Consider the following 25317-nt stretch of genomic DNA (forward strand, 5'->3'; position numbering starts at 1 on the left):
GGCCATCACCCACCGTTTTTGGTGAAGTCTTGAGGTTAGTTCGGCATGCCCAGGATGGAGCGGGCTTCATCGACGCGCTGGGTCGGAACCAGCACTTCGTAGCGGGAGGCTTCCAGCCGTTGGGCGGAAGAAAAGTCGCGTTGACCGCGGGTCATGGCATGCCCGACGGCTCCGGCAATCGCACCGAACACAGCACCCAAGACCAGGGCTGTGATCATGATGGTCAGCCACCCAACGAGTGCGAAGATCCCGAGCAGCAGTCCGACAAAGAGTCCGAACCATAGGCCGCTGAGCGCACCCAGACCGGCGGCTTTACCGGTGGTCATACGCCCGGTGACGACTTCCACGGATTTGATGTCGTGGCCGATGATCTTGACGCCATCGACTGGGAAGCCAGCATCGGAGAGACGATCCACCGCCAGCTGGCCCTCCATGTAATCGGTGACTTCCATAATGGTGGTCAGCGGCGGGTCCTGTTGTAGGGTTTGCTGAGCATATTCTGACATACAACACTCCTTTCACAGCGGGTGCTTTCCCTCGCGACTCTAACAAAGCCGGATGTGCAGCATAAGAAGAAAAGGACGTGCTGTGCAGTTACTCGGAGCTAAGCATCACTGTCCGAAGAATCCTTCTTGTCACTTTTAGGACTCCTCTCCATGACCAGGCTGTGTGAGCCGGTGACGTAGATATAGATCAGGCCCGCTAGTACTGCGATTGCGGCCAGCGCGATGCCCCACATCATGATGTCACCGGCCAGCAGCGCCAGGGTCTCCCCTAAGTCTTGGCCGACGATCAGGGCGATGACGAACAGGACGGCTACCACCAGCCCGAGGGAAAAGGCGATCGCGGTGACGACCCCGTAGACCGTGGTGAGGAAGCGTTTCATAGTGTTAATCCTTTCATACCACGAAGATCGGCAGAAGGCCGGCGAGCAAGAGCATCGACAGGATGATGTGGGTGATGACCCAGATAAATGCGTACCGGGCGGTCTTATTAAAGTCCGACTCCGCGATACCCGTGGCCACATAGAGTCCCAGCGCTAACGGCGGGGTCATCCCTTCGAGCGCACCCGTCATAGCTGGCAATAGCATGGCTAGCAGGAGCGGATCGCCACCGAGTTCTGCGAAGACGCCAATCATCGCTGCACCCAGGATCGCGATCTGTGCCGAACCTGGCAGAATCATCCCGAGCACGGCAAAGAGCAGCGGAATGATAATGATGAGCAACCACAGCGGCACGTTCATGGCGACGAAAATGTCCCGCACCGCGTCATCGACGCCCATGCCCGTGAAGGCTTCAGAGGTCGCGTACGCGAAGTAAATGGTGGCCGAGATCGGCACAACGACTTTGAGCGATCTGGCGAAGACGTCGTAGAGTTCTTTGGCACCTTGGGTGCCGCGGCTAAAGTTCGACCGGCCGATCCAGATCGCGTAGGCCGCTGCCACGGCGGGGGTGAACATCAGCACAGCGCTGGAGAATGCTTCGGCGCCGTCTTCACCGAGGCGGTTGGTCAAAAACTCGGTCGCTTGTGAGTCGATAAACAGCGGGATAAAGATGACCAGCGGCAGCAGGAGCGCAGACCAGCCCTCTTTGAGGGCTGGGAGAAACTTTGGCATCTGATCTTCGGGCACCGGTTGCACCTTATTGATCTTCGCCAACACGAATAGCGTGATCAGGCGCTGCAGGAAGAACCACAGGCCGATGACGTAGGCAGCAAGCATCCAGGTGGTCAGGGAGATGTCGTCGCCGGTGACGTCATGATAGATCCCAAACGATAAGATCACGATCCCAGACGGCGGGATAATGTTGCCCAACATACTGGCTGACATCTCGGTGGTGGCCGCCAAGTGCCGCGGGAAGCCGGTGCGTTTCATCATCGGGATGGTGAATACCCCGGTTGCGGCCACGTTGCCAGGTCCCGTGCCGGACAGCGAGGACATGAACGCGCTGGCCATCAACGCCACATATCCCGCCCCACCGGGCAATTTCCCGATCACCGACAACATGATGCGAATAATGCGATTGACCGCATCGGTAGCCTCAAAGATCACCGCCACGACCAAGAAGGCGAAAATAATATAAAAGAGGTTGTTGCTGGCCGGGTACAGCAGATAGTTCCCAAACTCAGCCCATTGTCCCGAGGCGAGCACCACGAAGACGAAGGCCACTGCCATCACTTCATAGATCGGTCGCCTGGCGAAGAGGAACAGGACGGCGATTAAAACGAAAACGCCGAGGAGTATCAGAAGTTCAACGGGCATATTTTTTCTAACGCTCAGGTACTAGGTACGGGATTTATTGGGTAATAGTGCCAACAGCTCACTTTAAGTTGTGTGAATTTGGACGTGCCTCAGGCTACATGAGTTAGGGCACGTTTGCAGGATTTCGTCGACTCCTGTGCCTCGGGGCGTGGAGCAGGGCAGCTGGTAGCTTCACAGGGCTATGCCTCCCCGCACTAGACTGTGCATGTCATTCATCTCACCGTCTGAAGGAAGTCTCGTGCGCACTTATCCGCATCATTTGACCACCGATCTGCCACAGCTTCCCGTCCCCAGCCTTGAAGAGTCGCTGGAGCGCTACCGCATGGCGTCTGCTGCGGTCCTGGATGCGACCCAGGAAGCGGACGTCAATCAGGCGATCGCCGATTTCGTCATCGGGCCTGCCCCAGCACTGCAAGAAACACTGGAACAGTATGCCGACTCAATGGCGGACTTTGGTTCCAATTGGATGGCCGAACAATGGCTTGAGCAGGCTTTACAGGTTCGCGACCCCTTACAGCTGGCTTCGAATGCGACCTATCAGCTCGATGTCCCGACCGCCTCGAGTGGTGCGGAACGAGTCGTGGAGCTGTTGCAGCGCATCGGTGCGGTCCATATTCAACAGGCCACGCGCCAAACCGAACCCGAATATGATGCCACCGGACGGCGACTATCGATGGATGCGTGGGTGAGTTTCAACGGTGGGATCCGCACCCCAGAGGTCGACCAGGACGTATGGGTGCGGGCAGGCACCGGTGCCGCGTATCGGACCGTGGGGCTGCTCTATTTTGGGCGCATGTGGGAAGTGCCGCTCACCGGAACTAACGGCAAACTACTCACCGCCACCCAACTGCGCGCCTCGGTGGACTACGTGCTCTCCCAGACTGAACTGCCGACACAAAACTTCGTGAGCATGGCAGCCCTGGGCTCGGAGGTGCTGGCGGATGACCGGTCGTGGAAACAGGATGCCAACCGGTCGGTGTACAACCAGTTGACCAATATGCTCTTTACGCTGGCACTAGATCCTTCGGCTGACGATGAGGATGAAGCCCTCCAACGCTGGGCGTTTTTGCCAGGCTACGCCTGGGTCTATAAACCGATCAGTTACATGATGAGCCTCGAAACTAACCTGCTGGCAGCCCACGTTGAGCATTCGGTGATGCACGCTGGCACCCTGGCAACAGCTGTGACCCGCATGCAACAGGTCAACCTCGAGGAGCTCGACACCCTGCCCGACCCGCAGCTAGGTCGCGCTCAGGAACTGGTTTGGCAGGACGTAACCTATGATCTGCGCCCGTATTTGCAACGCGCTATGAGTGTCGGCACCCGGCGTGTGACGGTGCGGCGCGACGAGCATTTACCGTATGACATCAGCGCGGATGCCCGGGCCCAGTTAGTGTTGATGATCGCCCAACAACTCACCTACGGACAGATTCGTTCCCACCAGCAGTGCTGCGATATGCGCCATTTCCGTGCCGGCCGGTCCGAGACGATCCGCCCGGTCACACTGGAGGCCGTCAACTTTGTCACCCATCTTGTACAAGACCAAGCCACCGAAACACAACTGACCGCAGCCCTAGTCGCGCATCGCCAGTGGATTCAGGCAGCCAAAGACGGCAAAGCTTTTGACCAGCACCTGTTCATGCTGCACCACATTGGGCAAGAACTCGGTGGGGCTAATGCAGAACTGTTCACCGAGCACACCACAGCTCGGGAAGCTTTTCTCACAACAGTTACCACCGATGATACCGATGCCGTCAGCCGAGCGGTGATCCCTCCGAGCGTTGATCACGGTTTCGGCGTGCACTACACCACGGTGGATTCGGGCACTGAGTACGTCACCACCTGGGGTGCGGAAGCAGCGCAGGCCGAGGAGTTCGTGCAGAACCTCACTGTTGCGGCCAAGCTGCTGTACGATTTCTTGGCGAGTCTTACTCCGATTACCTAGGGGTCGTTGGACTATGGATTGCCACACCGCGAGATGACAGCGTCACCTCGTGGAAAACCTGGCTCGGGAAGCGCAGCTCGTTTCTTCACCATCGAGGCCTCACGACTCAGAGTTATTACGAAAGCTCAGTCCTCTTGCTGCGAGCGTCTCATTCAAGATGGCAACCGCTTTGGGACCGACCCCATGCAGTGCAACCAACTCTTTCGCACTGTGCTCACTGACCTAGGCAAGCGAGTCGATCCCCGCAGCTTGAAGCGCCCGGGCAGCAGTCTTGCCGATGGCATCGGGCAGGTCCCCGACGGGTCGAACATCGGGTGTGGCCATTACTACTCCTCTACTGGGAGGCTTCGATCTGTTCGGCGGCAGTCGGATCTGAGTCGTTGAGGAACTTAGTAATGCGATCAACTTCATCAGTTTCACCGATGGCACCGGCTGCACGACCCAGTGAGTACAGGGCGCGCAGGAAACCCCGATTAGGCTCATGGCTCCACGGAATCGGACCGGCACCTTTCCACCCGGCGCCACGAAGGGAATCCAGACCGCGGTGGTATCCGACCCGCGCATAGGCGTACGACTCTAGGGTGCGACCATCGTTCCAGGCATCTTCTGCAGCCATCGCCCAAGCCAGTGAAGAAGCCGGGAATTGCTGGGCAATCTCCTCGGGCAAATCGCCAGCTTCGTAGCGGGCCTGCACCTCTGGTTCCTCTGGTAATAACGTTGGGTCCGGTTCCATCAGGTTCTTGCCAATGAGTGACGACACGTTTGTTTCCTTCCACTAAGCCTTTAGGGCTGAGTCTACGCGGTCTGTAGCTGTCAGTGTTTATACTGAGTCAAGCACGTAAACCCCACACTAGGACACCATGATTTCCGTTCGAGAGCTTACCAAGGTGTATCGCCAGCCCACCCGGGACGTGGTGGCCATCGACGACATCAATTTAGATATTGACGACGGCGAAATCCACGGGATTATCGGCCGCTCGGGCGCCGGGAAATCGACCCTGGTCCGATGCCTGACCTTATTAGACCGTCCGACCAAAGGACAGGTCATTGTCGGCGGTCAGGATCTCACCGCGGTCTCCGATACTCAGCTACGCAATGCACGCCGTCGGATCGGTATGGTGTTCCAGCATGCCAACCTGCTGTCGTCACGGACCGTGGCCGAAAACGTGGCGATGCCACTAGAAATCGTCAACACCAAGAAAGCCGAGCGTCGTAGCAGGGCGCTTGAACTGCTCGAGCTCGTCGGACTCCAAGGATTGGAAGATACCTACCCGGCGCAATTATCTGGTGGGCAACGACAGCGCGTCGGCATAGCCCGAGCGCTCGCAGCCGACCCCGACGTGTTGTTATGTGATGAACCAACCTCAGCGCTGGACCCGGGTACGACCGACGAGATCCTGTCGCTCATCCGGTCGGTGGCAGACCGTTTGAACCTAACCGTGGTGGTCATTACCCACGAAATGTCCGTGGTGAAAAATCTCTGCGACTCGGTTTCATTGCTGGAAGCCGGCGCGATCATGGAGTCGGGCAAACTCTCCACGGTAGCTGCTGACGTGAACTCGCAACTGTCACGCTCACTGTTGCCCCTGCCGACACATCAGCCGGCCAGCGCAGACATGGTCATCGAGGCTATTGGTAAAGCCGATGCGGTCAATACCCCGATTGCTACGAAGATCGCCGAAGAAAACCCGGTGGAGGTTGAGATTGCCGCAGCCAATATCGAAACGTTGGGTGATACCCGCTTTGCCCACTACCTGCTAGCCATCGACAGTCCCGAGGCCATCAACCTCACCGGCATCGAGGCCACTCTGGCACGCCATGGTTTCGCGATTCGCGTCCGCGCCAAGCAAGGAGTCAAAGCATGAACTGGTTTGAAGAACTCCTAAACAATCGCGCGCTCGAAACCGCCTTACCCCAGGCCATCTGGGACACCATCGTCATGGTCGGGATTTCAGGGATTGCGACCGTGATCATCGGTGGGGTCATCGGCATTATCTTGCACCTGACCCGCCCCGGCGGACTGGCTCCGATGCGCACGCTGTACGCGATTCTTTCGTCGATCATCGTCAACATCACCCGTTCGATCCCGTTTGCGATTTTGATGGTCGCGCTCATTCCATTTACCCAGTGGTTGGTGGGGACCTCAATTGGCCCGATTGCTGCGACCGTGTCACTGACAATTGCCACCGCACCGTTTTTCGCTCGCCTGGTCGAAACCGCACTGCGCGAAGTCCCCACGGGCACCGTCGACGCCGCCCAGGTGATGGGGATGTCGAACGGGCAAATTGTCACCAAGGTGTTTTTACCCGAAGCCCTCCCGGGCCTGATTGCCGCCACAACGAACACAACCGTAGTGCTGATCGGCTACTCGGCCATGGCCGGGCTCATCGGTGCCGGCGGCCTGGGTCGGTTGGCCTACAACTACGGGTACCAGCGCTTTGACTCGCAGATCATGATCGTGACCATTGTGGTCATTGTGATCGGGGTCCAGCTAATCCAATGGATTGGCGATAAGATCGTAGCGGCTGTTGATCACCGCTGAGCAGCACCAGCATCAGCGTCTGTTCCACACACCATAACCATGTCAGGAGTACACATGAACACATCTCGTTTCTCACGACGTCTATCACTAACCGGCCTCGCCGCAGCATCCGCACTCGTGCTCGCTGCGTGTGGCGGCGCCGACGATAACGCCGAAGGCCCCACCGCCAATGAAGACGGCGTCACCACGCTGACCGTCGGTGCGACCCCGGTCCCCCACGGCCAGATCCTCGACTTCGTGTCGCAAGAACTCGGCGAAGACGCCGGACTCGAAATCGAGGTCGTCGAATTTGACGACTTCCAGCTGCCAAACCGTCAGATGGACGAAGGCAACCTGGATGCCAACTACTTCCAGCACGTACCGTTCTTAGAACAGCAAATTGAAGACCACGGCTACGAAATCAGCCACGGCGACCCGGTCCACATCGAACCCTACGCGTTGTTCTCCAGCCAGCATGATGATGTCGACGACATCGCCGAAGGTTCGACCATCGGCATCACCTCCGATGCGGGTAACCAGCCACGCGCCCTGTTGCTACTGGAGGCAGTTGGGATGCTCGAGGACATCGAAGATGACTCGGCTGCCCTAACCTTGACTGATGAACAGAACCCGATGAACCTGCAGTTTGAGGAGAACCCACCAGAAATCCTCGCTCAGGTCGTCGATGACGCCTCCATCGATGCGGCCATTATCAACGGTAACTACTTCTTAGAAGCCGGTCTGGATGTCAATGACGCGCTGATCGTTGAAGATGCAGAAGACTCCCCGTACGCCAACATCCTGGCGTGGAACTCTGCAGACGACGGCAACGAAGCCATCCAGCAGCTCGAAGAGCTCTTGCACTCCCAAGAGGTCGCCGACTACATCACCGAGAACTGGCCTGAGGGTGAAGTCATCCCGGCAACTGAAGCCAGTAGCGACGCAGATGCCGAGACCACTGACACGGAAACCAACGACGAAGAATAACCGCTCCGGTTTTTCATTCCACGGCGCGGCACTTGTCCCCTATCGGGCAGGTGCCGCGCCGTTTTTTGTGCCCGGATTCGACGAGGATTTTTCGATCAAGAGGCCTTTACGCCCCTAAACCATAGTGCGTAGCCTGAAGACAGGATCATACTTTTCTAGTTGAAACACGACAGATCCAGACGCAACACCTGACACCGAAGTACACACGATCAGTACCACACGGAGGACCTCATGTTAGTCCAGGAAGTGTCAGACAACCGGCGACGGCAGTTCCGATGCACGCCGGGATCACGACACCAGAAACAACCCGGCCAATAACAGAGCGTCCGCACCTTCTTTCCGAAGAGGTCATCACCAGCGGAGCAGAATCCTCAAGCAGCACTGGAGGAAATATCCGTTGCCCTTGACCTCTGCACTAGCAAACGAAGGGTCTGATACAAATGCACAAACTCATAGCCAAAATCTTAGGTATCGTCATCGCACTACTGGCGGTGGTCGGGTTCTTTATCGAAGGCGAAGGCGAGCTGCTCTTCGACCTGATGAACGTCGACTTGGCCATGGACATCACCCGCACGGTCCTTGCCATCGTCCTGTTGTACGTTGGCTTCGGCCCGCCACGCAATGAAGTCGCCAGAGGCACCGTCGGTGTCGTGGGTGGTATCTACGTGGTCATGGCGGTTGTGACCTTCATTGACCCGATGCACTTTGGGATCCTCAACAATGAATTCACCGGCTTTGATATTGGGTTCCACCTCGTTGTAGGTGCCGCAGCAATCATCCTGGCATTCTTGCCAAGCCGAACTCTGGACCCAGACCATCCCGACGCAACGGTCGATCCACGACCTCGCCGATAAGGTCTGCAACGTTCGTACAGCGGACAAAATACAGCATGATAACAGTGCGGTACCTCAGCTCCTTCGAGCAGGTACCGCACTGTTGTTGTACGTAGGCACTCCGGTCACCTGCACGCTGACCTGACCGGGAGAATTCTTGTTCACCGGGCTGTTTTCACCTCAGCCCCGAATCGATAGAGTCACGACATGGGACAGAATAATTATTTGAAAAGCATCGGTGTGGGTATCGCTGCCGGCGCGGCCACCGCAGCCAGCATCATTGCCGGCCGCAAGGTGCTCAACACCGCCAAAATTTCGCAAGGCCATCCACTGAAGCATCGAGTGTTGGATATCAGCTCTAACCTGCTCCAACCCAAGTACCCGCTCGACGCGATGAGTACGTATCTCAATGGCTTCCATTTCTATGCCGACGACATGGGCCGTCAGGTTGAAGCCTCGCATTTCTGCATCCACCTCCAACACGATCTGCATCAGTGCGTGATCTTCGACCGCAACGCCCCCGATGCCAAACTCATCGGCATCGAATACATCATCAACGAGGAACGCTTCAAGAGCCTCGATGAAGATGAAAAACTGCTCTGGCACAGCCACCACCACGAGGTGAAATCCGGAACTCTCCAAGCGCCGGGTGTCCCCGAACTGGCAGAACACGCCTACTTCGAGGACCTGGTCACCACCTACGGCAAGACCTTCCACACCTGGCAGTATGACCGACATGATTTCCCGTACGGCATCCCGCAGCTGATGATGGGCTTCACCGCCGACGGGCAAGCACACGACCACCTCGTGGAAGCCCGCGATCGCAGACTGGGCCTGTCCACGGATAAGAAACGCGCAAGCCGGGCCGATATTCCCACACCGCTGGTCCAACCGGGCGCCAACTCGTGGGAAAGCGGCCAAACCTTACAAACTGACCTGCAGTACATGGAAATGCGAGACTCAACCACCTCATACGAAGGCTAAGGACAAAGTAGATGAAGTCACCTAAGAAATTACGCGGCGCCGTTGTCGTCATTACCGGTGCCTCAAGCGGCATTGGCAGGGCCACTGCTCGACAGTTCGCCAAAGCCGGCAGCCACCTCGTGTTGGCAGCGCGCGGTAAGAAAGCCCTGGACGAGACCGCTCAGGAATGTCGAGAACTCGGCGCGAAAGCCATCGCCATCCCAACTGATACCACCGACGCAACGGCAGTCGAAGCGCTGGCCCGCCGGGCAGTCGAACAATTCGGCTCGCTAGATGTGTGGGTCAATAACGCCTCGGTCAGTCTGTTTGGTGCGGTCGAAACTGTACCGTTGGACCACTTTCAGCGGGTCTTGGAAACCAATGTCATGGGTTATGTGCACGGCGCCCGTGCGGCACTGCACCACATGCGAGACCAGGGCCAGGGAGTGCTGATCAATGTGTCTTCGGCCATCGCGCACGTGCCCCAGCCGTTTACCGCCGCTTATTCGATGTCCAAAGCCGCGGTGAGCTCGCTGTCGGTGAGCCTGCGTTCGGAGCTGTGGCTGGAGAAGCTGAAAGACATTCACGTCGTAACGGTCACCCCGGCAACCGTGGATACGCCGTTTTTTGGACGGACCGCCAACTACAGCGGTCGCAAAGTCCGTGCGATGCCTCCGGTGCACCCACCCGAAGATATCGCCAAGGCCATCCTCAAAGCGGCGACCAAACCCGAAAACAACGTGGTTGTCGGAGCCGGGGCGAAAGAACTCATCAAACAACACCGTGTCGCACCGGGTGCCACCGAAAAACAAATGGCAGTCCAGGTGGACACCACCCACCTATCCCGGAGAGAATCCGCACCGGAGACCTCCGGCAACCTGTACGAGTCGAATACCGATGACGAGTACACCATCCACGGGGATTGGGCTGGCAAACGCAAAACGCGGACCCGACAGGTCCTCGCCGCCGGGCTCGTCCTAGGCGCTGTCGGTGTCGGGGCTGCCACGGTACAGCGGATCACGATGGATAAAGCCGCAAAGAAGGCGCTCAAGATGGCAGGTAAGAAGGCCGCCAAGATCGCTGTGCCATAACAACCCAACCCAGCCGGAACCCACTGACCTCAAAGCTCTTCCAATGGGGCAGAGTCAGCTTCACGCACGCCGTCTAACATCGGACGGAACAGCAGGCCGGCGATCACGGCGCCAAGAATAGGAAACATGAGAAAGACCCACAACTGAACAAGAGACTCGCCCCCGCCATATACTGCTGCAGCAATTGAACGCGCGGGATTAACCGAGGTATTGGAGACGGGTATCGAAATCAGGTGGATCAGCGTCAGCGACAGACCGATTGCCAGTGGCGCGAAACTCACCGTGGATCGTGAGGACGTGGTTCCGATAATGACGAACAGGAACACCGCGGTCAGGATGACCTCCACGAGGATCACTGCCACCAGACCGTACCCATCGGGTGAAGCTTCGCCGTACCCATTGGCGGCGAAGTTTCCCAGATCGCTGCCCTGTCGACCGGTAGCAATGAGGTATAACAGGCTCGATGCCAGCAATCCCCCGATAATTTGTCCGATGATATACACCGGCACATCCCGCCAGGCAAAGCGGCCTGCTGTGGCCAGCCCGATGGTGACCGCTGGGTTGAAGTGTCCGCCCGATACGGGGCCAAAAGCATAGGCGCCAACGATCACCGTCAGCCCGAAGGCCAGCGCAATGCCATGAAAGCCGACATGAGTGCCGGCGAGTACAGCTGTGCCCACGCCGCCAAACACAAGGATGAAGGTGCCCAGCACTTCCGCTGAAAAACGCGCTGCCGTGGTAGGCCCAATTTCAATAGTCATATGTCACGTCTTCCATCAAGAAGTCTGGTGGCTTCATCTTATGACACTACACGATGTAGCGATATAGACATAGACCATCCCACAGGCGTTCTGAGCGGTACGCATATCCTTTCGCTCGCTATCTACTCGGGCAGGCATGCTGAACAGAAGGCCCCGTTCTCGCGCCCCGTGGCGTTTAGGAGGGGCGTTCGGGGGTGTCTTGACGCTGCTCAGTACCTGATTGGGCTGGGATCGTGCCGGTATCGGGATCCCAGCCGTCTTCCCATTCACCAGTTTCGAAGTTATAACCGACCGGTTCGCCATTCTCATCGAAGCGCTGATACCAGGCCGTGTAGTCTTCGTGTGCTGAATCGGTGCCGCCGCTCGCGCCCTCTCCGGGTGCTGACGGCACGACCCGCAGCCGGAAATCGTCACCGTACATATCAATGCCTTCGCGAACTGCCTGCCGCACCACATTATTGGCATACCGGTAGCGCAGCGCGAAGGGGTCCGTGCGCAATTCTTGAATCCACGCCACGATGATCAGCAACATGATGATCGCAAACGGTACCGCAGTGATGATGACCAGCGATTGGAGGCCTTCGAGCGCGGTCTCATCACCCAGGAGCAACATGACCATCGCGATCCCGCCCATGACCAGGCCCCAGAAGAGGACGACGACTTTTGGTGGGTCTTGTCGGCCACGAGTCGTGAGGATCCCCATCACCACGGATGCGGAGTCGGCTGCGGTAATGAAGAAAATCGCCAACACCACCATGATCAGATAGGGCATCCACTCGGCAAACGGCAGGTTCCCCACCATCGTGAACAGCACCTGCGGGACGGCCATGTCATCATGGAAGCCCGGTGCGCCTTCGCGGTACATCCAGATCGCAGAAGCGCCCATCACCCCGTAGGCAACAATAAGCAGCGACGACGGGATGAGAATAACCCCGAGAATGAATTGCCGGATGGTGCGGCCCCGCGAAATGCGCGCGATGAAGATCCCGACGAAGGGCGACCACGAGATCCACCAAGCCCAGTAGTACACCGTCCAGGCTGACTGGAAGTCGACGGTTTCCTGGCCCCACGCCCCCGAGCGTGCCATGAGATCAAATAGCGAGCCGACGTATTCGATCGCGGCGGATGGGATGAGGTTGAGTAAGAATAAGGTCGGGCCGAGCAGGAACACAAATCCCACGATCCCGAGGGTAAAGACGATATTGATGTTCGACAGGTAGCGAATACCGCGCGCAACACCAGAGACTGCGGACAATATGAAACCAATCATCAACACAGTAATCACAATGGCAAGCACGGTGTTGGTGATCTCCGAAACCCCGGTGACAATCGTGACCCCTTCGCCAATTTGTAATGCGGCGATGCCCAGGGCGGCGGCGGTACCGAATAACGTGGCGATGATGGCAAAGATATCGACCACTCGACCGGCGAACCCGTCGGTATAGTTACCACCAAATAACCGGCGGAAGATCGAAGACATCAGCAAGCTGCGGCCTCGTCGATAGGCCACATATGCCACTGCGCCGCCGACGAGGGCATACATCGCCCAGGCGTGGAAGCCCCAGTGAAAATATGTTTGCGCCAGCGCGAATTGCATGGCTTCGGTGGATTCAGGCGCATTCGTCAGCGGTGGTGGGTTGATGAAGTAGGTCAGCGGTTCTGCTGGTCCCCAGAACATCACACCGATACCCAACCCTGCCGCGAAGAGCATCGCAACCCACGAGAAAGTCGAGAATTCGGGTTTCTCTCCGTCTTTGCCCAACGGGATTTTGCCGTACCGGGTGGCAGCCAGCGCTAAGAGGCTGACCAGGACGATGGTTGCGACCGCACTAAAGAGCCAACTGAGGTTGTTGGTGACCCAGTTATACGCTGCTCCGGCGACTTCTCCCACGTTGGCGGGATTGACGAGTCCCCAGATCACAAATGCGACGGTCAGCACCCCAGCCACACTGAAGACGACCTTGTCGACACTGTAGCGCCGGCGTTGTTCATCCACGCTGATCCCCGGCACTAGTCCGGGGTGGATCGCATGCGGGTAGGTCGGCCGCACATAGTCCCACGAGGAAAGCGAGTGAGCGGCTCGCTGGTCTGCCTTTTTGCCGTTGGCCCCTTTTGCCTGTTGTGGTGGTGTGTTTTCCTCGGCCACAGTGGCACCTTTCGTCACCTTGCCGACAACCCTGCGTTGCCGTTCAACATAGCAAGGGTAGCGAATTGCCTTGTGGTCCGGTAGCTATGTCGAGCGTGTGGCCAGCGATTGACGGGTCAGTTGGCCGTGGTGGTGTTCCCAGCCTTCTTGGATCCCGGCGGCATGGGTCCGGGTGGCTTTATACACCGTTGGCCGGTCCAGTAAGTAATCCAGTTCTGGGTGGCCGTTGCCAACAATGACCGCTGGATAGCCCAGCTCCAGCATTTCAGCGTCATTGCCGGTGTCGCCTGAGATCAGGATGTCAGCGTCAGGACGATAGAACCGGTCGAGCACAAAGTTCACGGCATTCCCCTTGCCGCTGCCGCGGGGCAGCACATCGACAAAGGTATCCGCGCTAAAGATAAGCTTGTGCGCGATGTCATTGTGGATCAGTTCGCTTTCAAACGCGCGGACAGTTTCGGCATCGTCGGCAAAAAACGAGATGCGTTTGGTGTTCGGCAGATCCTGCACCGTCAGCCCACCGAACTTTGCTCCGTTATCGAGGATCGCTTCGGGCTGCCAGTCTTGCTGCATGTACTGGCGCCATTCAGGATCTTCCTGCAGCGTCTGGCCCGTATAGATCGCCGTCCCGATATCGGTGATCAGCGTATCGGGCTGGGGCAACTCGTCGTGCTCAATGAGTTCTAGTGCGGAGTGTAGGTGCCGCCCGGTAACGTAGACCAACCGGGGCGGCTGCTCAAAGCCGTTCAAGAATTCTTTGAACTGGCTCAGGGCAGCCGCATCGCCAGCCAGGGTGCCGTCGAGGTCAGTGATAAACAGCTTGGTTTGTGGCAACCCGGCTGACCTCCATGTACAGCTCGTCAATGTCTTCGACAATGGCATCCCACCGGAACCGCTCCTCGGCCGCCCGTGCAGCATTGTGGCCCAGGGTCTCGGTGAACCGCTTGCTTCCCGCAATCAGGCCCATCATCGAGGCGAGCTGGCGGGAGCTACGAGGCTCGACCAACAAGCCGGTCGTCCCGTGTTCGACGACGTGTTGTAACCCGCCGGTCCGCGACGCAATAACAGGTGTGCCGCAGGCCAGCGACTCGGCGGCGACCATGCCAAAGGATTCATAATATGACGGCACGATGGTGGCTGAAGCTTGATTGAACAGCTTCGCCAGTGCCTCTGGTGACTGCGGACCGATGAATTTGACCGAGTTTTCGAGCCCGTTGACGTATTTTTTCAGTTTGCGGTCTCGGGGCAGGTGTTTCTTCAGGTCGATGCTGGATTTCTCCCCACCGGCGATGATCAGCTGTGCATTGGTGCGGCTCTGGCGTCGCTCGGTGAAGTCGCGGAACGCTGACAACAGCGTGAAGATACCTTTTTCTTCCACGAGTCGGCCGGCGTAGAGAAAGGTGACGGGCTGGTTCGGATCCTGCGCGTTCTGAATTGGTGCGAAAATCTCGTTGACCCCACAGGGCGCGACCAGGATCGGGGCGCAGTCCGGTTCGAAGCTTTGAATGAGGTCTTTTTCGTATTGCGTGGTCGCGATGACGGCTTGGGCCGAGCGGAGGATCTGCCGCTCTGCTTCGAAGCGGCGGGTATCGAGTTTGCCGGTGCCAAACTGTTTGGCTTTTGCTAGCGAATGTGACGTGTGCACAAAGGGCACACCGTAGTCGCGCTGCAACCGCTCACCAAGGAGTCCCGACAACCAATAGTGCGTGTGGACGAGCTCATAAGAATCCATCGATAGCACTGAGGTCATCTCGTTATAGAACGCGGGCAGGACATCGTACATGGCGTTCTTTGATAAGTATTTTCTGCGACCCGCCGAGATCCGTATGACGTGGCAGTTATCTGAAAAGGATTCCCGTTGCGGTAACGACGGATTGCTCCAGTGCGTCACCACATCCACGGTGTATCCAATTTTTTCCAGTGCAAGCGACAGATGCAATACGTAGTTATTCTGTCCGCCTTCTTGTTCCCCACCCAATTCTGCGAGTGGGTCTCCGTGGTCTGATATCAGGAGTACGTTCTTCGTCATGTCATTTCACCTTCCAATACAGCTCAGCTTTCGCGCCCAATTGGGCACACCACCGGAGGGTCACAGTTCAAGACGTTATGAAGTTATTTCTAGTAACTAGCTGGTCATTTGTAACCTTAGAATCTTGAATTGCGAAAATTCAACGCTTCACCAGCTAATAGCTGATCTGCGCTTAATATGACATGCGGCAGCCAGGAAGGAAGGGGAAAACAAACGGGGCGACAAACTTGAGCCTCATTAGCGCAAAGCGCTCAGCTCATGCCGTTCCTCATAGAGATGAAAGATTAAGCGCCTCGATAGAGCTGCGCTTCGAGTTGTTCAATGCGGCGTTTCAGCTGCTCGACGTCTTCGTGGTCGCACTCACCACGACGCGCCTGATGGGGTCGACCGGTGATGCTACCGACAGCGGCCACCATCCCCCACACAACGATGCCAACTATCGCGATCCACGCGAACCAAGGGATGTGCTCCATGATGCGGTCCTCCGAAAATTAGGTGTGGCACCAATATGATGCTGATCACCAGTATAGGTGGCAGGTTGCCAACCCGGGCGTGAAGTGATGAGTCCTAGGCAGTGGCTACTCGGTGACGTTTAATGGGCCCTATGACATTGCATGAGCTTATCGCCCCGTATGAATTTATGATTGGCACGTGGGAAGGTCACGGTCGTGGCCGCTACGACACCATTGAGGACTTTCAGTACACCGAAACGGTGACGTTTACGGCGGTGCCGGGTAAACCGTTTTTAGTGTACGAACAGCAAACAGCCAACCCCGATCACGGCCCAATGCACACCGAGGTTGGCTATTTTCGTCCGCAAGCGAGCGGTCATATTGAGTTTGTGCTGGCCCAACCGACGGGCCAAACGGAACTACTAGAAGGCACCGCGACCGACAACGACGATGGCAGTCTGACGATTGTGCTGGGGTATTCGGAAGTTCGGAACACCACCACGGCCAAGTGGGTGGAGAACACGATGCGCCACTATGTGTTTAACCCGGCGCGCACCGCGTTTTACCACGAGTTCGATATGGCGGCAGTCGGCGAAGAAATGCAGCAGCATCTCAGCGCCGAACTGCACAAGGTCAGCTAGAGCTCATCGGCCATGTACACATCGGTGACAAAATAGGCCGGCTCTTCATAGGGGTGCGCTGCGATAGCTGCTTCGATCACGCTGCGGGCAATCGCACGCGGCGCGAGCACCTCAATTTTATGTTCGGGCACATCGGATGGCACTCCGATATGTCCGATTCTGGGATTGGCGCCTTCCATTGGCGTGAAGCGTCCTACCCCGGTGGTCGACCAGCTCGCTCCGGAGTAGTTACCGAGTCGTCCGGCACCGGCTTCAGCTAGCGCGGTGCGGACGGCTTCAGCATTGCCCATTGGTACATAGATGCTGATCTGTACCCATTTTGTGTTTGTCATTTACTTCAACGATTTTCCAGCAGAGCCCAGGTTCTGGCAGGCCTCAACCACACGAGCTGCCATATTGGCTTCGGCTGCTTTGCCCCAGGAGCGTGGATCGTACTTGGACTTATCGCCCACGTTGCCGTCAATCTTCAGCACACCGTCGTAGTTTTCGAACATGTGCGAGACCACCGGACGGGTGAACGCGTATTGGGTGTCGGTGTCGACGTTCATCTTGATCACACCGTAGGACACCGCATCGGCGATGTCCTGGGCCGATGAGCCGGAGCCACCGTGGAAGACCAGATCAAATGGACGTTCTTTACCGATCTTCTCACCAACGGCGTCCTGGAGTTCTTTGAGCAGTTCAGGGCGCAGTTTCACGCTGCCCGGCTTGTAAACACCGTGGACGTTCCCGAAGATCAGCGCGGTGATGTAGCGACCGTTTTCGCCGGTGCCCAACGCGTTGACGATGGCCATGGCATCTTCGACCGTGGTGTAGAGCTTCTCATCGATTTCGGCTGCATAGCCGTCTTCTTCGCCACCGACGACGCCGACCTCGATCTCCAGGATCTGCTTGTTGAAGGCGGTGCGCTCGAGCAGCTGTTCGGCGATGCGCATGTTATCCGGCACGGTTTCTGCCGAACCGTCCCACATGTGAGAGTGGAAGATGGGGTCGCGGCCGGCTTTGACCTCTGCTTCGGAGGCATCTAGCAGCGGGATAACCCAATCATCGAGTTTGTCGCGCATCGCATGATCGGTGTGGATGGCGATGCGGACACCGTAGTTCTTAGCGACTTCGCGAGCGAATGCGGCAAACGCCAGCGAGCCGGTGACCATGTCATTGATATTGGAGCCAGAGAAGTATTTTGCCCCACCGTTGGAGATCTGGATGATGCCGTCGGATTCTGCTTCGGCGAACCCGCGCAGCGCTGCGTTGAGGGTCTGTGAGCTGGTCACGTTGATCGCAGGATACGCATACCCGCCGGTCTTGGCGGCGTCGATCATCTCGGCGTACTGGTCTGGGGTGGCAAAAGCCATGAAAGCTCCTTGAGTATGAAACTTGTGATTCTTTGGTAAGTCTAGCGAACAGCGGCGCCGTGTTGGCGGATCCAACAGTGCATCGCAATACCCGCGGCACTGCCGGCGTTAATCGACCTGGTGGAACCGTATTGGGCAATCGATAAGGTGGCTTCAGCGGCCTCGTGGATCTCTTCGGACAGCCCGGGACCTTCTTGCCCAAAGACCATGACACAGGATTCCGGGAACTCGAAGGTTTCAATTGGCACCGAATCCGGGAACAGGTCCACGCCGAGTATCGGCAACGACTCGGCGTTCGCCCAGTTCACGAAGTCTTCGACTGTTGGGTGGTGGTGGACGTGCATGTACTTGTCGGTGACCATCGCACCGCGACGATTCCAGCGACGACGGCCGATGATGTGCACCCCGGCAACGTTGAATGCGTTGGCGGTGCGCACCACGGTGCCGATGTTGAAGTCGTGCTGCCAGTTTTCAATCGCGATATGCAGCGGGTGCCGCTTGGTGTCCAGATCAGCGACGATGGCTTCGACCGTCCAGTAGCGGTAGTGGTCTGCCACGTTGCGGCGATCGCCTTCAGCTAGCAGGGTTGGATCCCAGTGGTCGCCTTCGGGCCAGTCCCCTTGCCAGGGACCGACCCCTACTTCGCGGTCTTCCCAGCCGGATTCGCGGTGCTCAGTGGTCATTTGGTGTCGTTCAGCACCCGTGCGGCCCCTGCAGCCGCGGCAGTGGACGTCAGCACGGATGGCCAGGCACCGATCTTTTTGGCCAGCGGGTGCGAGGCGCCAAAGGCGCCCAGGTAGATAGCGGTCAGCAGCGCGGTGGTTCCGGCACCGGAGTTGCGGTACCAGCGGCGTCCGGCAGCAATACCAGCCGCACCGAGCACGACGCCGGCCAGTGGGCGCTGCTTGGTGATCCGACCGGTCACAAAACCGCCGAGCATGCCGGTCACAACGAGTCCGGCAGTTGGTTCAGGTTTCTTTTCAGCCATTCCAGGTCCTTTCATGTGCTGAGCTAGGACTTAGTCCAGGCCCAGATCGTTTTTGGAAAACGCGTAGAGATAGGGCACGCCGGTTTGTTCGGCCACGTGTTCGGCCGCGCCGGTGTCCCGGTCGACAATCACGGCCACGGCTTGGATGTCGCCGCCGGCTTTGCGCACGCCTTCGACCGCGGTCAGCGCAGAGCCGCCGGTCGTAGAAGTATCTTCGAGGATGACAACTTTGCGTCCGTCCACCGAGGGGCCTTCGACCTGGCGGGACATCCCGTGGCTTTTTTGTTCTTTGCGCACCACAAAGGCATCAATATTGCGGTCGCCGGCAGCGTGCATGAGCGCGGTCGCAACCGGGTCGGCACCCATGGTCAGCCCACCGGCGGCCTCAAAGGAGATACCGGCCTCATCAAGGAGTCCCAGCATCACGCGCCCGACTAAGGGGGCGGCTTCGTGGTGCAAGGTGATGCGACGAAGGTCAATGTAGTAGTCAGCTTCCTTGCCGGAGGAGAGCGTGACTTTGCCGTGGACCACGGCCAGTTCACGGATGAGCTCGGCAAGCCGCGCGCGGTCGGCGTCTAGATCATGGGTCATGGGCTCCATCCTACGATGCCCGGTAACCCTCTTCCTCTTAGGTTGCATTCACCAACCGCTCACACCGGCTCGGGTACAGTACGGAATAGCAGTTTTACCGACATTCACGAAAAGGAACCTTCATGTCGATCAAATCCTTGGGCAAAATCGCAGCCATCGCCGCAGTTGCGGGTCTTGGCTTGACCGCATGTGCTGATGACGCGGCCAATGATGCACGCCAGCAGGAAGAAACCTGCGGCCTGCTGCAGGCATCATCTACCAAAGCCACCGAAGCGGTCGGCGGTATTCGCGAAGCCTCTGGCGCAGATTCCCGTGCTGCCTTCCAGATCGAATCAGCTGCCTTGGATTTGCGCCAGCACTCCTTTGATCGCGACGGTGAACTGCGTACCGCACTCCAGGTCCAAGCTGCTCAGTTCAACGACATGGCTGAAACCCTGAATGACGATGTCGCGGCCCTCCAGGCCAGCGACCCCAGCGGTGTGGAAGTTGACGGCATGAGCTTTGAAGAAGCCAGCAACGTCATCAACACATACTGCGGACCAGTCTTCGGCGCTCAGCAGGGCGGTCTCTAATTCGCGCCCTGGCGCTGCCGTTACTCGGCAGTTTCCTGCTCGTTGGCTGTGGGAATGCTGCAGCCAACGACTCGTGCTCTCAACTTCAAGAATATGAACAGCGCATTATTGAAGCTGACCCCGAAGATGAGAACACGTCGAACGTGTTAGCTGCTACCTACGACGATGTCAGCGCCCTTGCTGAACACAGTGAGGGAGAACTCAAAGATGCGCTTATTCAGCTCCAACCACTGCTGAACAAGCTCGAAGCATTGACGGGTAATGACGAAGAAGCGGCACTCCAAGCGAAAGAAGAACTCGCAGCGCTGTCTGAAGAAGAGATTCAAAAGATCGACGACGCCGCAGACTTTGTGAATGAGACCTGCGAGCTCACAGTCTTGCTGTAAGTCGTCGCTTGTCCCTTAGCTCAGCTGTAAATCAGTGATGCAGGTGGCTGCTTCAGCGTCGGTGGCGAACTCGGTGCTGCCGGTCATGTCTGCGTAGTTGATCTCAATGGTGCCGCTGGTACCGGTTGGCACCCACACTCCGACGAACCCATTGTCAAAGGTCGTGCGCTGTTCATCAACCAGGACCTCGCCGGAGTCATCGGTAATGGTGACGTGGACATCTTCTTCGCTGAGTTCCCCGACGCAGGTGGTCAGGCTGTGGTAGTAGCACTCATGGGTGTAGTTCACGAAGGGAGCGATCGACAGATAGAACGAATCTTCGGGCAGTTCCAGCGCGAATTCCTCAGTCTCGGAACTAAGTACCAGTCGATCAGGTAGCACCGCAGCCATGAGTTCGGTGGACCGTTCTGCCAAAGGCACTCGGTCGAGATGGTCGATGACCTCGACCGCATCCATGTTCTCAAGCCCGTGAGCTGCGATGAGCTGCTGCTGGGAGGACTCCATTGCAGCAGAAGACTGGTCACCGCCATCAGCACAAGCCGTGAATACCAGCCCGGCTGCTAACAATGCACCGGCACCACGCAGTGTACGCTTCCTCATTTTGGTCCTCCACAGTGACAGGATGGCTCTGGCAACGTGCCTTATTCTACGTCTTATAGCTCCGCGCTCGAGCAGCTAATCCCTTGGTTTCGCCGTTGTCGGAAGTTCCATGGATCCGCTGTACCCTGACACCGTAGAATGAAATTCCCCTAACACCTTCTCCATAGAGAGCCCTCATGAAAGTTCTCATTTCGGGCGCCGGGATCGCGGGAACAAGCCTGGCCTACTGGTTACAACGCGCAGGTCACGAGCCCACGCTGGTCGAACGTGCCCCACAGTTGCGTCAGGGTGGTTACCTCATTGATTTCTGGGGCGCCGGGTACGAAGTGGCCGAGCGGATGGGCATCGTAGAGACGCTCCACGAAGTCGGCTATCACATGGAAGCACTGCGCGAAGTGTCCAGAGGTGGCCGACAGATAGCCCGGCTTGATCCACGCAGCTTCCTCGGTCCGATCGGTGACCGGTTCATTAGCATTGCCCGTGCGGATCTAGCGGCAGCGATCTTTGACACTCTGAAGGATGTCGAGATTCTCTTTGGAGATTCTGTGGCAGCGCTCGATGATCATGACGAGGGTGTTCAGGTGACGTTCACTAGTGGGACCACCCGCCAGTTTGATCTTGTGGTCGGCGCGGATGGACTGCATTCGCGGGTGCGTCGTCTGGTATTTGGCCCCGAAGACCAGTTTGCCAAGGACCTCGGGTTTAGTGTCGCGGCCTTCGACGTCGAGGGGTATGACCCGCGTGAGGAGCTCGTAGCAATCACGCACACCGAAGTGGGTGCGCAAGCGCTGCGGTTCACCCTCCGTGACGGCGCGACGATGTTTTTCTTCACGTTTCGCCACGACGGCCCCATCCCCGACGATATCGAAGCCCAACAGCAATTACTGCTCGAGCAGTTGCGTGACGTGGGTTGGGAAGTGCCGCAAATCCTGACGCGGCTTCCAGAAGCGCGCACCTTTTATCTCGATAAGGCAAGCCAGATCCGGATGCCGACCTGGTCACGCGGTCGTGTCGTGCTGGTTGGTGATGCGGCAGCGTGCCCGTCACTGCTGGCAGGTCAGGGCTCCGCACTGGCCATGATCGAGGCGTATGTCCTCGCAGCCGAACTCGCTGACAAGGACTCCGATTACGCCACTGCGTTTAGCGCCTACGAGCGCCAGCTAGCACCGATGGTCCGAGACAAACAGGATGCGGCCCTGGGTACCGCGAGTTTCTTTGCACCTCGAAATAGACGACAACTGCTGTTCCGCAACGGCATGTTCAAGTTGATGTCGCTACCGTTTGTGAGCCGACTGGCGTCGAGTCGCGTCTTGCAGGACCCAATCGAACTGCCCACCTGGCCGCACGGCGCTTGATTCAACGTACCCCTTTAGCCGGTCTCGCTTTGCCTCCACAGTTCACGACGTTGCCATAGATATCAATGAAGACCTGCTGAACTTCTAGCAGCCCACCGTCAAACACATCCTTGTGGTCTTTCCAATGCACCTGACCAACAGGGCCCCGCTTGAAGACTGTCAGGGTATTGTTAGCAGACCTGAGCGAAAGTTGGTCCCCAATACGAACATCTTGCATGGCCTTCGTGATGGTACTTCGTTTGAGTGAGGAGACCTGCGGCGTCCCAGCTGCTCGAAGGTCAGTAGCGAAACCTTCATAGTAGCCAAAAACCTGGTCCCCGTTGTTATAGGGCCCGGCGATGCGCGGGTAACCACCCGTCGCCTCTGTGCCTGGCGACGGAAGGGTTATGGAGAGCAAAGCGGTAGCTTCTAACTCTGCGTAGTCCAACATCCAGTAGCGAATCTTCTGCTCGTTGATGAGGGTTCGAAGCGTAGGTATGCGTGGCAGCCCAAATCGCATGCGCGCCAAGTCTCCATCACATCGAGCAACGATGAAATCTGGCCCAACTTGATCAAGCAACGGAGCGTACTGTGCCGCCATGCCCGCGCTCATGTAACCAAACTTCCGGTCTCCGCCATAAACCGCTATCGCATTGTCATCATGAATGTTGTCCTGTTCCCTGTGCAGGAAAAAGGCATCAATGTGATACTGCCAGATCTCATCTCTGTCCACCCAGTGGCTGGCTCCCACAACTCGAAAAGAGCGTTCCGCACCGTCTCGAAGATCCACGAGTCTCTCCGGCAGTTCCCTATGCACTACCGTGATCTCGTCATCGGACGCGGAATCCTCTTGAGCTGCCTGTTGACCCCCTCCAAAAGAGTGCATCGAGTACTGTTCAACGGACTGTTTTCGTGCACGCGAGCGCAGCCAATAGAGCACCAGTACTAAGACCATCACCGTTGCGAGAAACCCCATACCTTTAGGGTACCGGCACAACACTTGGTGGGCACCCGTGCTGGGAGTTCAACAACGTAAGCTTTCCACACCGCAGCGATCTAACGATCAGTCACCGGTAGGGTTGAGTACATGAAATTTGCGACTTGGAATGTGAATTCACTGCGCGCCCGAGCTGATCGGGTCGAAGACTGGTTGGATGAAACCGATGCCGATGTGCTGACGATCCAGGAAACTAAATGCCGGGATGAGAACTTCCCCTGGGGCATGTTCGAAATGATGGGCTACCAGGTGGCCCATTTCGGGATCTCCCAGTGGAACGGGGTGGCCATTGCCTCCCGGGTTGGTCTGGATGATGTCGAATATGGCTTTGCAGGTCAGCCAGAGTTCGGGAAAAACGGTGTCGACCCGGAGGTCGAAGCTCGCGCGATCTCAGCGACGGTCGGGACGAAGAACACCGATGTCGAACCGTTTCGGCTCTACAGTCTCTACGTTCCTAACGGTCGCTCCCTGGAAGACGAGCACATGGAGTACAAGCTGCGCTTCCTCGATGCGCTGCACAACCATGTCACCGAAGATCTCACCGACACAACTCGTGTGGCACTGACCGGTGACTGGAACATCGCACCCTATGACGAAGACGTCTGGGACATGGAATTCTTCCTCAACAACGGACTCACCCACGTGTCAGAACCCGAACGTGCAGCATTCCGAGCCTTCGAAGACTCCGGCCTAGTCGATGTGGTTCGTCCACGGCATCCCGGACCCGAAACCTACACGTACTGGGACTACCAGCGCCTGCGGTTCCCCAAGAACCAGGGCATGCGCATCGACTTCATTCTGGCCTCCCAGCATCTGGCCAATGATGTTACCGACGCCTGGATTGACCGCGAAGCCAGGAAGGGTCCGGGCCCATCGGACCACGTGCCAGTGGTCGCAGAACTGGGCTAAATCATGCGGCACCTGACGTTTCTGCGGGTCTATGTCCCCCTGGAGCAGCTGCCGGCCAGAATTCACGGGCTGGCACGCGCCGCGACGAAACTGTCACGTGCCGATATCGAGGCCGAAGCCGCGGAACGCCTCAACCGCAGGCTTCGGCCCGATGCATTCCGACTCGCCCCCAGCGACACCGACCCACCGATTATCCGGGTCATCGAAGCCCAAGACCCGGGCGGGACCCCGCACCAACTTTTTCACGTCGAATATCTCACGCGAGCGGCGTTCGAGTCCGTGGCGATGCGGCGGGAATACTACGATGACACGCTCTATGAGCGGCTTGTCCCACCCAACGTTGTCGAAACACTAGAAAAGATCGCCGAACTGCAGGCAGACGCGGGGCTGATCAGTCGGCCGCTGCCAAACTTCTATATGCAACTGTGGAATGTCTCCCTAGCCTGGTTAGCGGCCTTTTGCGGGACGGTGCCATCACACCAAACCGACCTCGTCGAGGAAATGATCATCGGGGGCACGCCGGTTGTCCGGCGGGTGCGCGACCTGGACGCTGCGGTCACGCAACTCAGCTGGGTCAACCGACTGATGGCCTTCTATGGCCCCGACGGACAAGACCACCCCTACCGGCGCTCTGTGGACCATGTGCAGAGCTGGCTCAACAGATGGCGCAGCCGCGGCCACCCCATCGAAGGACTTGTCGAACTCGATTACGGTGCGCTGAGTCGCTACGCCTGGCCCGACACCGCCGGCGAAGTTTTGGAACGCGGTCACAAGGCCCTTGAACGGGTCTGGAAACTAGACGATGAAATCCAAGACGACGATGACGCATTCTTACCCAGCGTACCCCCGGCTATGCTTAATCAGGCAGCCGAAACCATGCGCAAACACTACCAAGAAGCGGTAGCCATATGGGAGCGCATACAACGGTATGAACATGCCAACTAGCAGGAAGGTC

29 protein-coding genes are annotated in these 25317 nt (G+C 57.8%); 13 read left to right on the top strand and 16 right to left on the bottom strand.

Annotation, left to right across the window (positions count from 1 at the left end; all coding sequences use genetic code 11):
* Positions 1-35: 35 nt before the first annotated feature.
* The 3 genes from J2S62_RS10735 to J2S62_RS10745 form a co-directional block, all read right to left on the bottom strand.
* On the bottom strand, positions 36-506 hold the full coding sequence (locus J2S62_RS10735; protein ID WP_310174557.1) for a general stress protein: 471 nt from the start codon (positions 504-506) through the stop codon (positions 36-38).
* 98 nt (positions 507-604) lie between these two features.
* The gene (locus J2S62_RS10740; RefSeq protein WP_310174559.1) at positions 605-886 is read right to left on the bottom strand and encodes a hypothetical protein; all 282 of its coding nucleotides are present in this window, start codon (positions 884-886) and stop codon (positions 605-607) included.
* 13 nt (positions 887-899) lie between these two features.
* A complete protein-coding gene (locus J2S62_RS10745) occupies positions 900-2261 on the bottom strand; it encodes a TRAP transporter large permease subunit (RefSeq protein WP_310174561.1) in 1362 nt (453 codons plus the stop codon).
* Between the two features lie 238 nt (positions 2262-2499).
* Between J2S62_RS10745 and J2S62_RS10750 the strand changes: the two genes are divergently transcribed.
* Complete coding sequence (locus J2S62_RS10750; RefSeq protein ID WP_310174563.1) at positions 2500-4206, top strand: choline/carnitine O-acyltransferase; 1707 nt, start codon at positions 2500-2502, stop codon at positions 4204-4206.
* A 334-nt stretch (positions 4207-4540) separates the two neighbouring features.
* Here the strand turns inward: J2S62_RS10750 and J2S62_RS10755 are convergent, their stop codons facing one another.
* On the bottom strand, positions 4541-4939 hold the full coding sequence (locus tag J2S62_RS10755; protein WP_310175863.1) for a DUF3151 domain-containing protein: 399 nt from the start codon (positions 4937-4939) through the stop codon (positions 4541-4543).
* A 127-nt stretch (positions 4940-5066) separates the two neighbouring features.
* Here J2S62_RS10755 and J2S62_RS10760 point away from each other — a divergent pair, with 127 nt between their 5' ends.
* From J2S62_RS10760 to J2S62_RS10785, 6 genes are all read left to right on the top strand, one after another.
* Positions 5067-6071, top strand: a complete 1005-nt coding sequence (locus J2S62_RS10760) for a methionine ABC transporter ATP-binding protein (RefSeq protein ID WP_310174564.1) — start codon at positions 5067-5069, stop codon at positions 6069-6071.
* Positions 6068-6748 carry a methionine ABC transporter permease gene (locus tag J2S62_RS10765; RefSeq protein WP_310174566.1) on the top strand — a complete coding sequence of 227 codons (681 nt, stop codon included), beginning with the start codon at positions 6068-6070 and terminating at the stop codon, positions 6746-6748. The genes J2S62_RS10760 and J2S62_RS10765 overlap by 4 nt, the downstream gene beginning before the upstream one ends.
* A 54-nt stretch (positions 6749-6802) precedes the next feature.
* Complete coding sequence (locus J2S62_RS10770) at positions 6803-7714, top strand: MetQ/NlpA family ABC transporter substrate-binding protein (RefSeq protein ID WP_310174568.1); 912 nt, start codon at positions 6803-6805, stop codon at positions 7712-7714.
* Positions 7715-8154: 440 nt separating this feature from the next.
* Complete coding sequence (locus J2S62_RS10775; RefSeq protein ID WP_310174571.1) at positions 8155-8568, top strand: hypothetical protein; 414 nt, start codon at positions 8155-8157, stop codon at positions 8566-8568.
* Between the two features lie 186 nt (positions 8569-8754).
* Positions 8755-9531, top strand: coding sequence for an OBAP family protein (locus tag J2S62_RS10780; protein ID WP_310174574.1), 777 nt, complete (start codon positions 8755-8757; stop codon positions 9529-9531).
* An 11-nt stretch (positions 9532-9542) separates the two neighbouring features.
* Positions 9543-10601, top strand: coding sequence for an SDR family oxidoreductase (locus J2S62_RS10785; RefSeq protein WP_310174576.1), 1059 nt, complete (start codon positions 9543-9545; stop codon positions 10599-10601).
* A gap of 29 nt (positions 10602-10630) precedes the next feature.
* Here the strand turns inward: J2S62_RS10785 and aqpZ are convergent, their stop codons facing one another.
* The 5 genes from aqpZ to J2S62_RS10810 all read right to left on the bottom strand — a co-directional run bounded on the left by aqpZ (position 10631) and on the right by J2S62_RS10810 (position 16010).
* Positions 10631-11362, bottom strand: coding sequence for an aquaporin Z (gene aqpZ / locus J2S62_RS10790; RefSeq protein WP_310174577.1), 732 nt, complete (start codon positions 11360-11362; stop codon positions 10631-10633).
* Between the two features lie 175 nt (positions 11363-11537).
* Positions 11538-13508 (bottom strand): BCCT family transporter, encoded by a 1971-nt coding sequence (locus J2S62_RS10795; RefSeq protein WP_310174578.1) that lies wholly within the window; start codon positions 13506-13508, stop codon positions 11538-11540.
* Positions 13509-13592: 84 nt separating this feature from the next.
* Positions 13593-14342 carry an HAD-IIB family hydrolase gene (locus J2S62_RS10800; protein ID WP_310174579.1) on the bottom strand — a complete coding sequence of 250 codons (750 nt, stop codon included), beginning with the start codon at positions 14340-14342 and terminating at the stop codon, positions 13593-13595.
* Entirely contained in the window at positions 14314-15537 is a 1224-nt protein-coding gene (locus tag J2S62_RS10805; protein WP_310174580.1) for a glycosyltransferase, read from the bottom strand. Before J2S62_RS10805 ends, J2S62_RS10800 begins: the two co-directional genes overlap by 29 nt.
* A gap of 284 nt (positions 15538-15821) precedes the next feature.
* A complete protein-coding gene (locus J2S62_RS10810; RefSeq protein ID WP_310174582.1) occupies positions 15822-16010 on the bottom strand; it encodes a hypothetical protein in 189 nt (62 codons plus the stop codon).
* Between the two features lie 131 nt (positions 16011-16141).
* Here J2S62_RS10810 and J2S62_RS10815 point away from each other — a divergent pair, with 131 nt between their 5' ends.
* Positions 16142-16630, top strand: a complete 489-nt coding sequence (locus J2S62_RS10815) for an FABP family protein (protein ID WP_310174584.1) — start codon at positions 16142-16144, stop codon at positions 16628-16630.
* On the opposite strand, the gene J2S62_RS10820 is transcribed toward J2S62_RS10815, so the two are convergent.
* From J2S62_RS10820 to pyrE, 5 genes are read right to left on the bottom strand one after another with little or no spacing between them, the layout of a single operon-like run.
* Complete coding sequence (locus tag J2S62_RS10820; protein ID WP_310174586.1) at positions 16627-16962, bottom strand: hypothetical protein; 336 nt, start codon at positions 16960-16962, stop codon at positions 16627-16629. The genes J2S62_RS10815 and J2S62_RS10820 overlap by 4 nt on opposite strands.
* Positions 16963-17985 carry a class II fructose-bisphosphate aldolase gene (gene fbaA / locus J2S62_RS10825; protein WP_310174588.1) on the bottom strand — a complete coding sequence of 341 codons (1023 nt, stop codon included), beginning with the start codon at positions 17983-17985 and terminating at the stop codon, positions 16963-16965.
* A 41-nt stretch (positions 17986-18026) separates the two neighbouring features.
* Positions 18027-18668, bottom strand: coding sequence for a TrmH family RNA methyltransferase (locus J2S62_RS10830; RefSeq protein ID WP_310174590.1), 642 nt, complete (start codon positions 18666-18668; stop codon positions 18027-18029).
* Positions 18665-18973, bottom strand: coding sequence for a hypothetical protein (locus tag J2S62_RS10835; RefSeq protein WP_310174592.1), 309 nt, complete (start codon positions 18971-18973; stop codon positions 18665-18667). Before J2S62_RS10835 ends, J2S62_RS10830 begins: the two co-directional genes overlap by 4 nt.
* Before the next feature lie 30 nt (positions 18974-19003).
* Positions 19004-19564, bottom strand: a complete 561-nt coding sequence (pyrE, locus tag J2S62_RS10840; protein ID WP_310174594.1) for an orotate phosphoribosyltransferase — start codon at positions 19562-19564, stop codon at positions 19004-19006.
* Positions 19565-19686: 122 nt separating this feature from the next.
* Here pyrE and J2S62_RS10845 point away from each other — a divergent pair, with 122 nt between their 5' ends.
* Together J2S62_RS10845 and J2S62_RS10850 are read left to right on the top strand one after the other, a co-directional pair.
* On the top strand, positions 19687-20136 hold the full coding sequence (locus tag J2S62_RS10845; protein WP_310174596.1) for a hypothetical protein: 450 nt from the start codon (positions 19687-19689) through the stop codon (positions 20134-20136).
* A gap of 143 nt (positions 20137-20279) precedes the next feature.
* Entirely contained in the window at positions 20280-20522 is a 243-nt protein-coding gene (locus J2S62_RS10850; protein ID WP_310174599.1) for a hypothetical protein, read from the top strand.
* 15 nt (positions 20523-20537) lie between these two features.
* Here the strand turns inward: J2S62_RS10850 and J2S62_RS10855 are convergent, their stop codons facing one another.
* Complete coding sequence (locus J2S62_RS10855; RefSeq protein WP_310174601.1) at positions 20538-21122, bottom strand: CueP family metal-binding protein; 585 nt, start codon at positions 21120-21122, stop codon at positions 20538-20540.
* A 176-nt stretch (positions 21123-21298) separates the two neighbouring features.
* Here J2S62_RS10855 and J2S62_RS10860 point away from each other — a divergent pair, with 176 nt between their 5' ends.
* Entirely contained in the window at positions 21299-22477 is a 1179-nt protein-coding gene (locus tag J2S62_RS10860) for an FAD-binding domain (protein ID WP_310174604.1), read from the top strand.
* Between the two features lies 1 nt (position 22478).
* On the opposite strand, the gene J2S62_RS10865 is transcribed toward J2S62_RS10860, so the two are convergent.
* On the bottom strand, positions 22479-23432 hold the full coding sequence (locus J2S62_RS10865) for an HIRAN domain-containing protein (protein ID WP_310174606.1): 954 nt from the start codon (positions 23430-23432) through the stop codon (positions 22479-22481).
* Positions 23433-23543: 111 nt separating this feature from the next.
* Here J2S62_RS10865 and J2S62_RS10870 point away from each other — a divergent pair, with 111 nt between their 5' ends.
* Both J2S62_RS10870 and J2S62_RS10875 read left to right on the top strand, forming a co-directional pair.
* Positions 23544-24362, top strand: a complete 819-nt coding sequence (locus J2S62_RS10870) for an exodeoxyribonuclease III (protein WP_310174608.1) — start codon at positions 23544-23546, stop codon at positions 24360-24362.
* A 3-nt stretch (positions 24363-24365) separates the two neighbouring features.
* Entirely contained in the window at positions 24366-25307 is a 942-nt protein-coding gene (locus tag J2S62_RS10875; RefSeq protein WP_310174610.1) for a hypothetical protein, read from the top strand.
* Positions 25308-25317: the final 10 nt, after the last annotated feature.

Origin of the sequence: Enteractinococcus fodinae (assembly GCF_031458395.1) — a bacterium.
GTDB lineage: Bacteria > Actinomycetota > Actinomycetes > Actinomycetales > Micrococcaceae > Yaniella > Yaniella fodinae.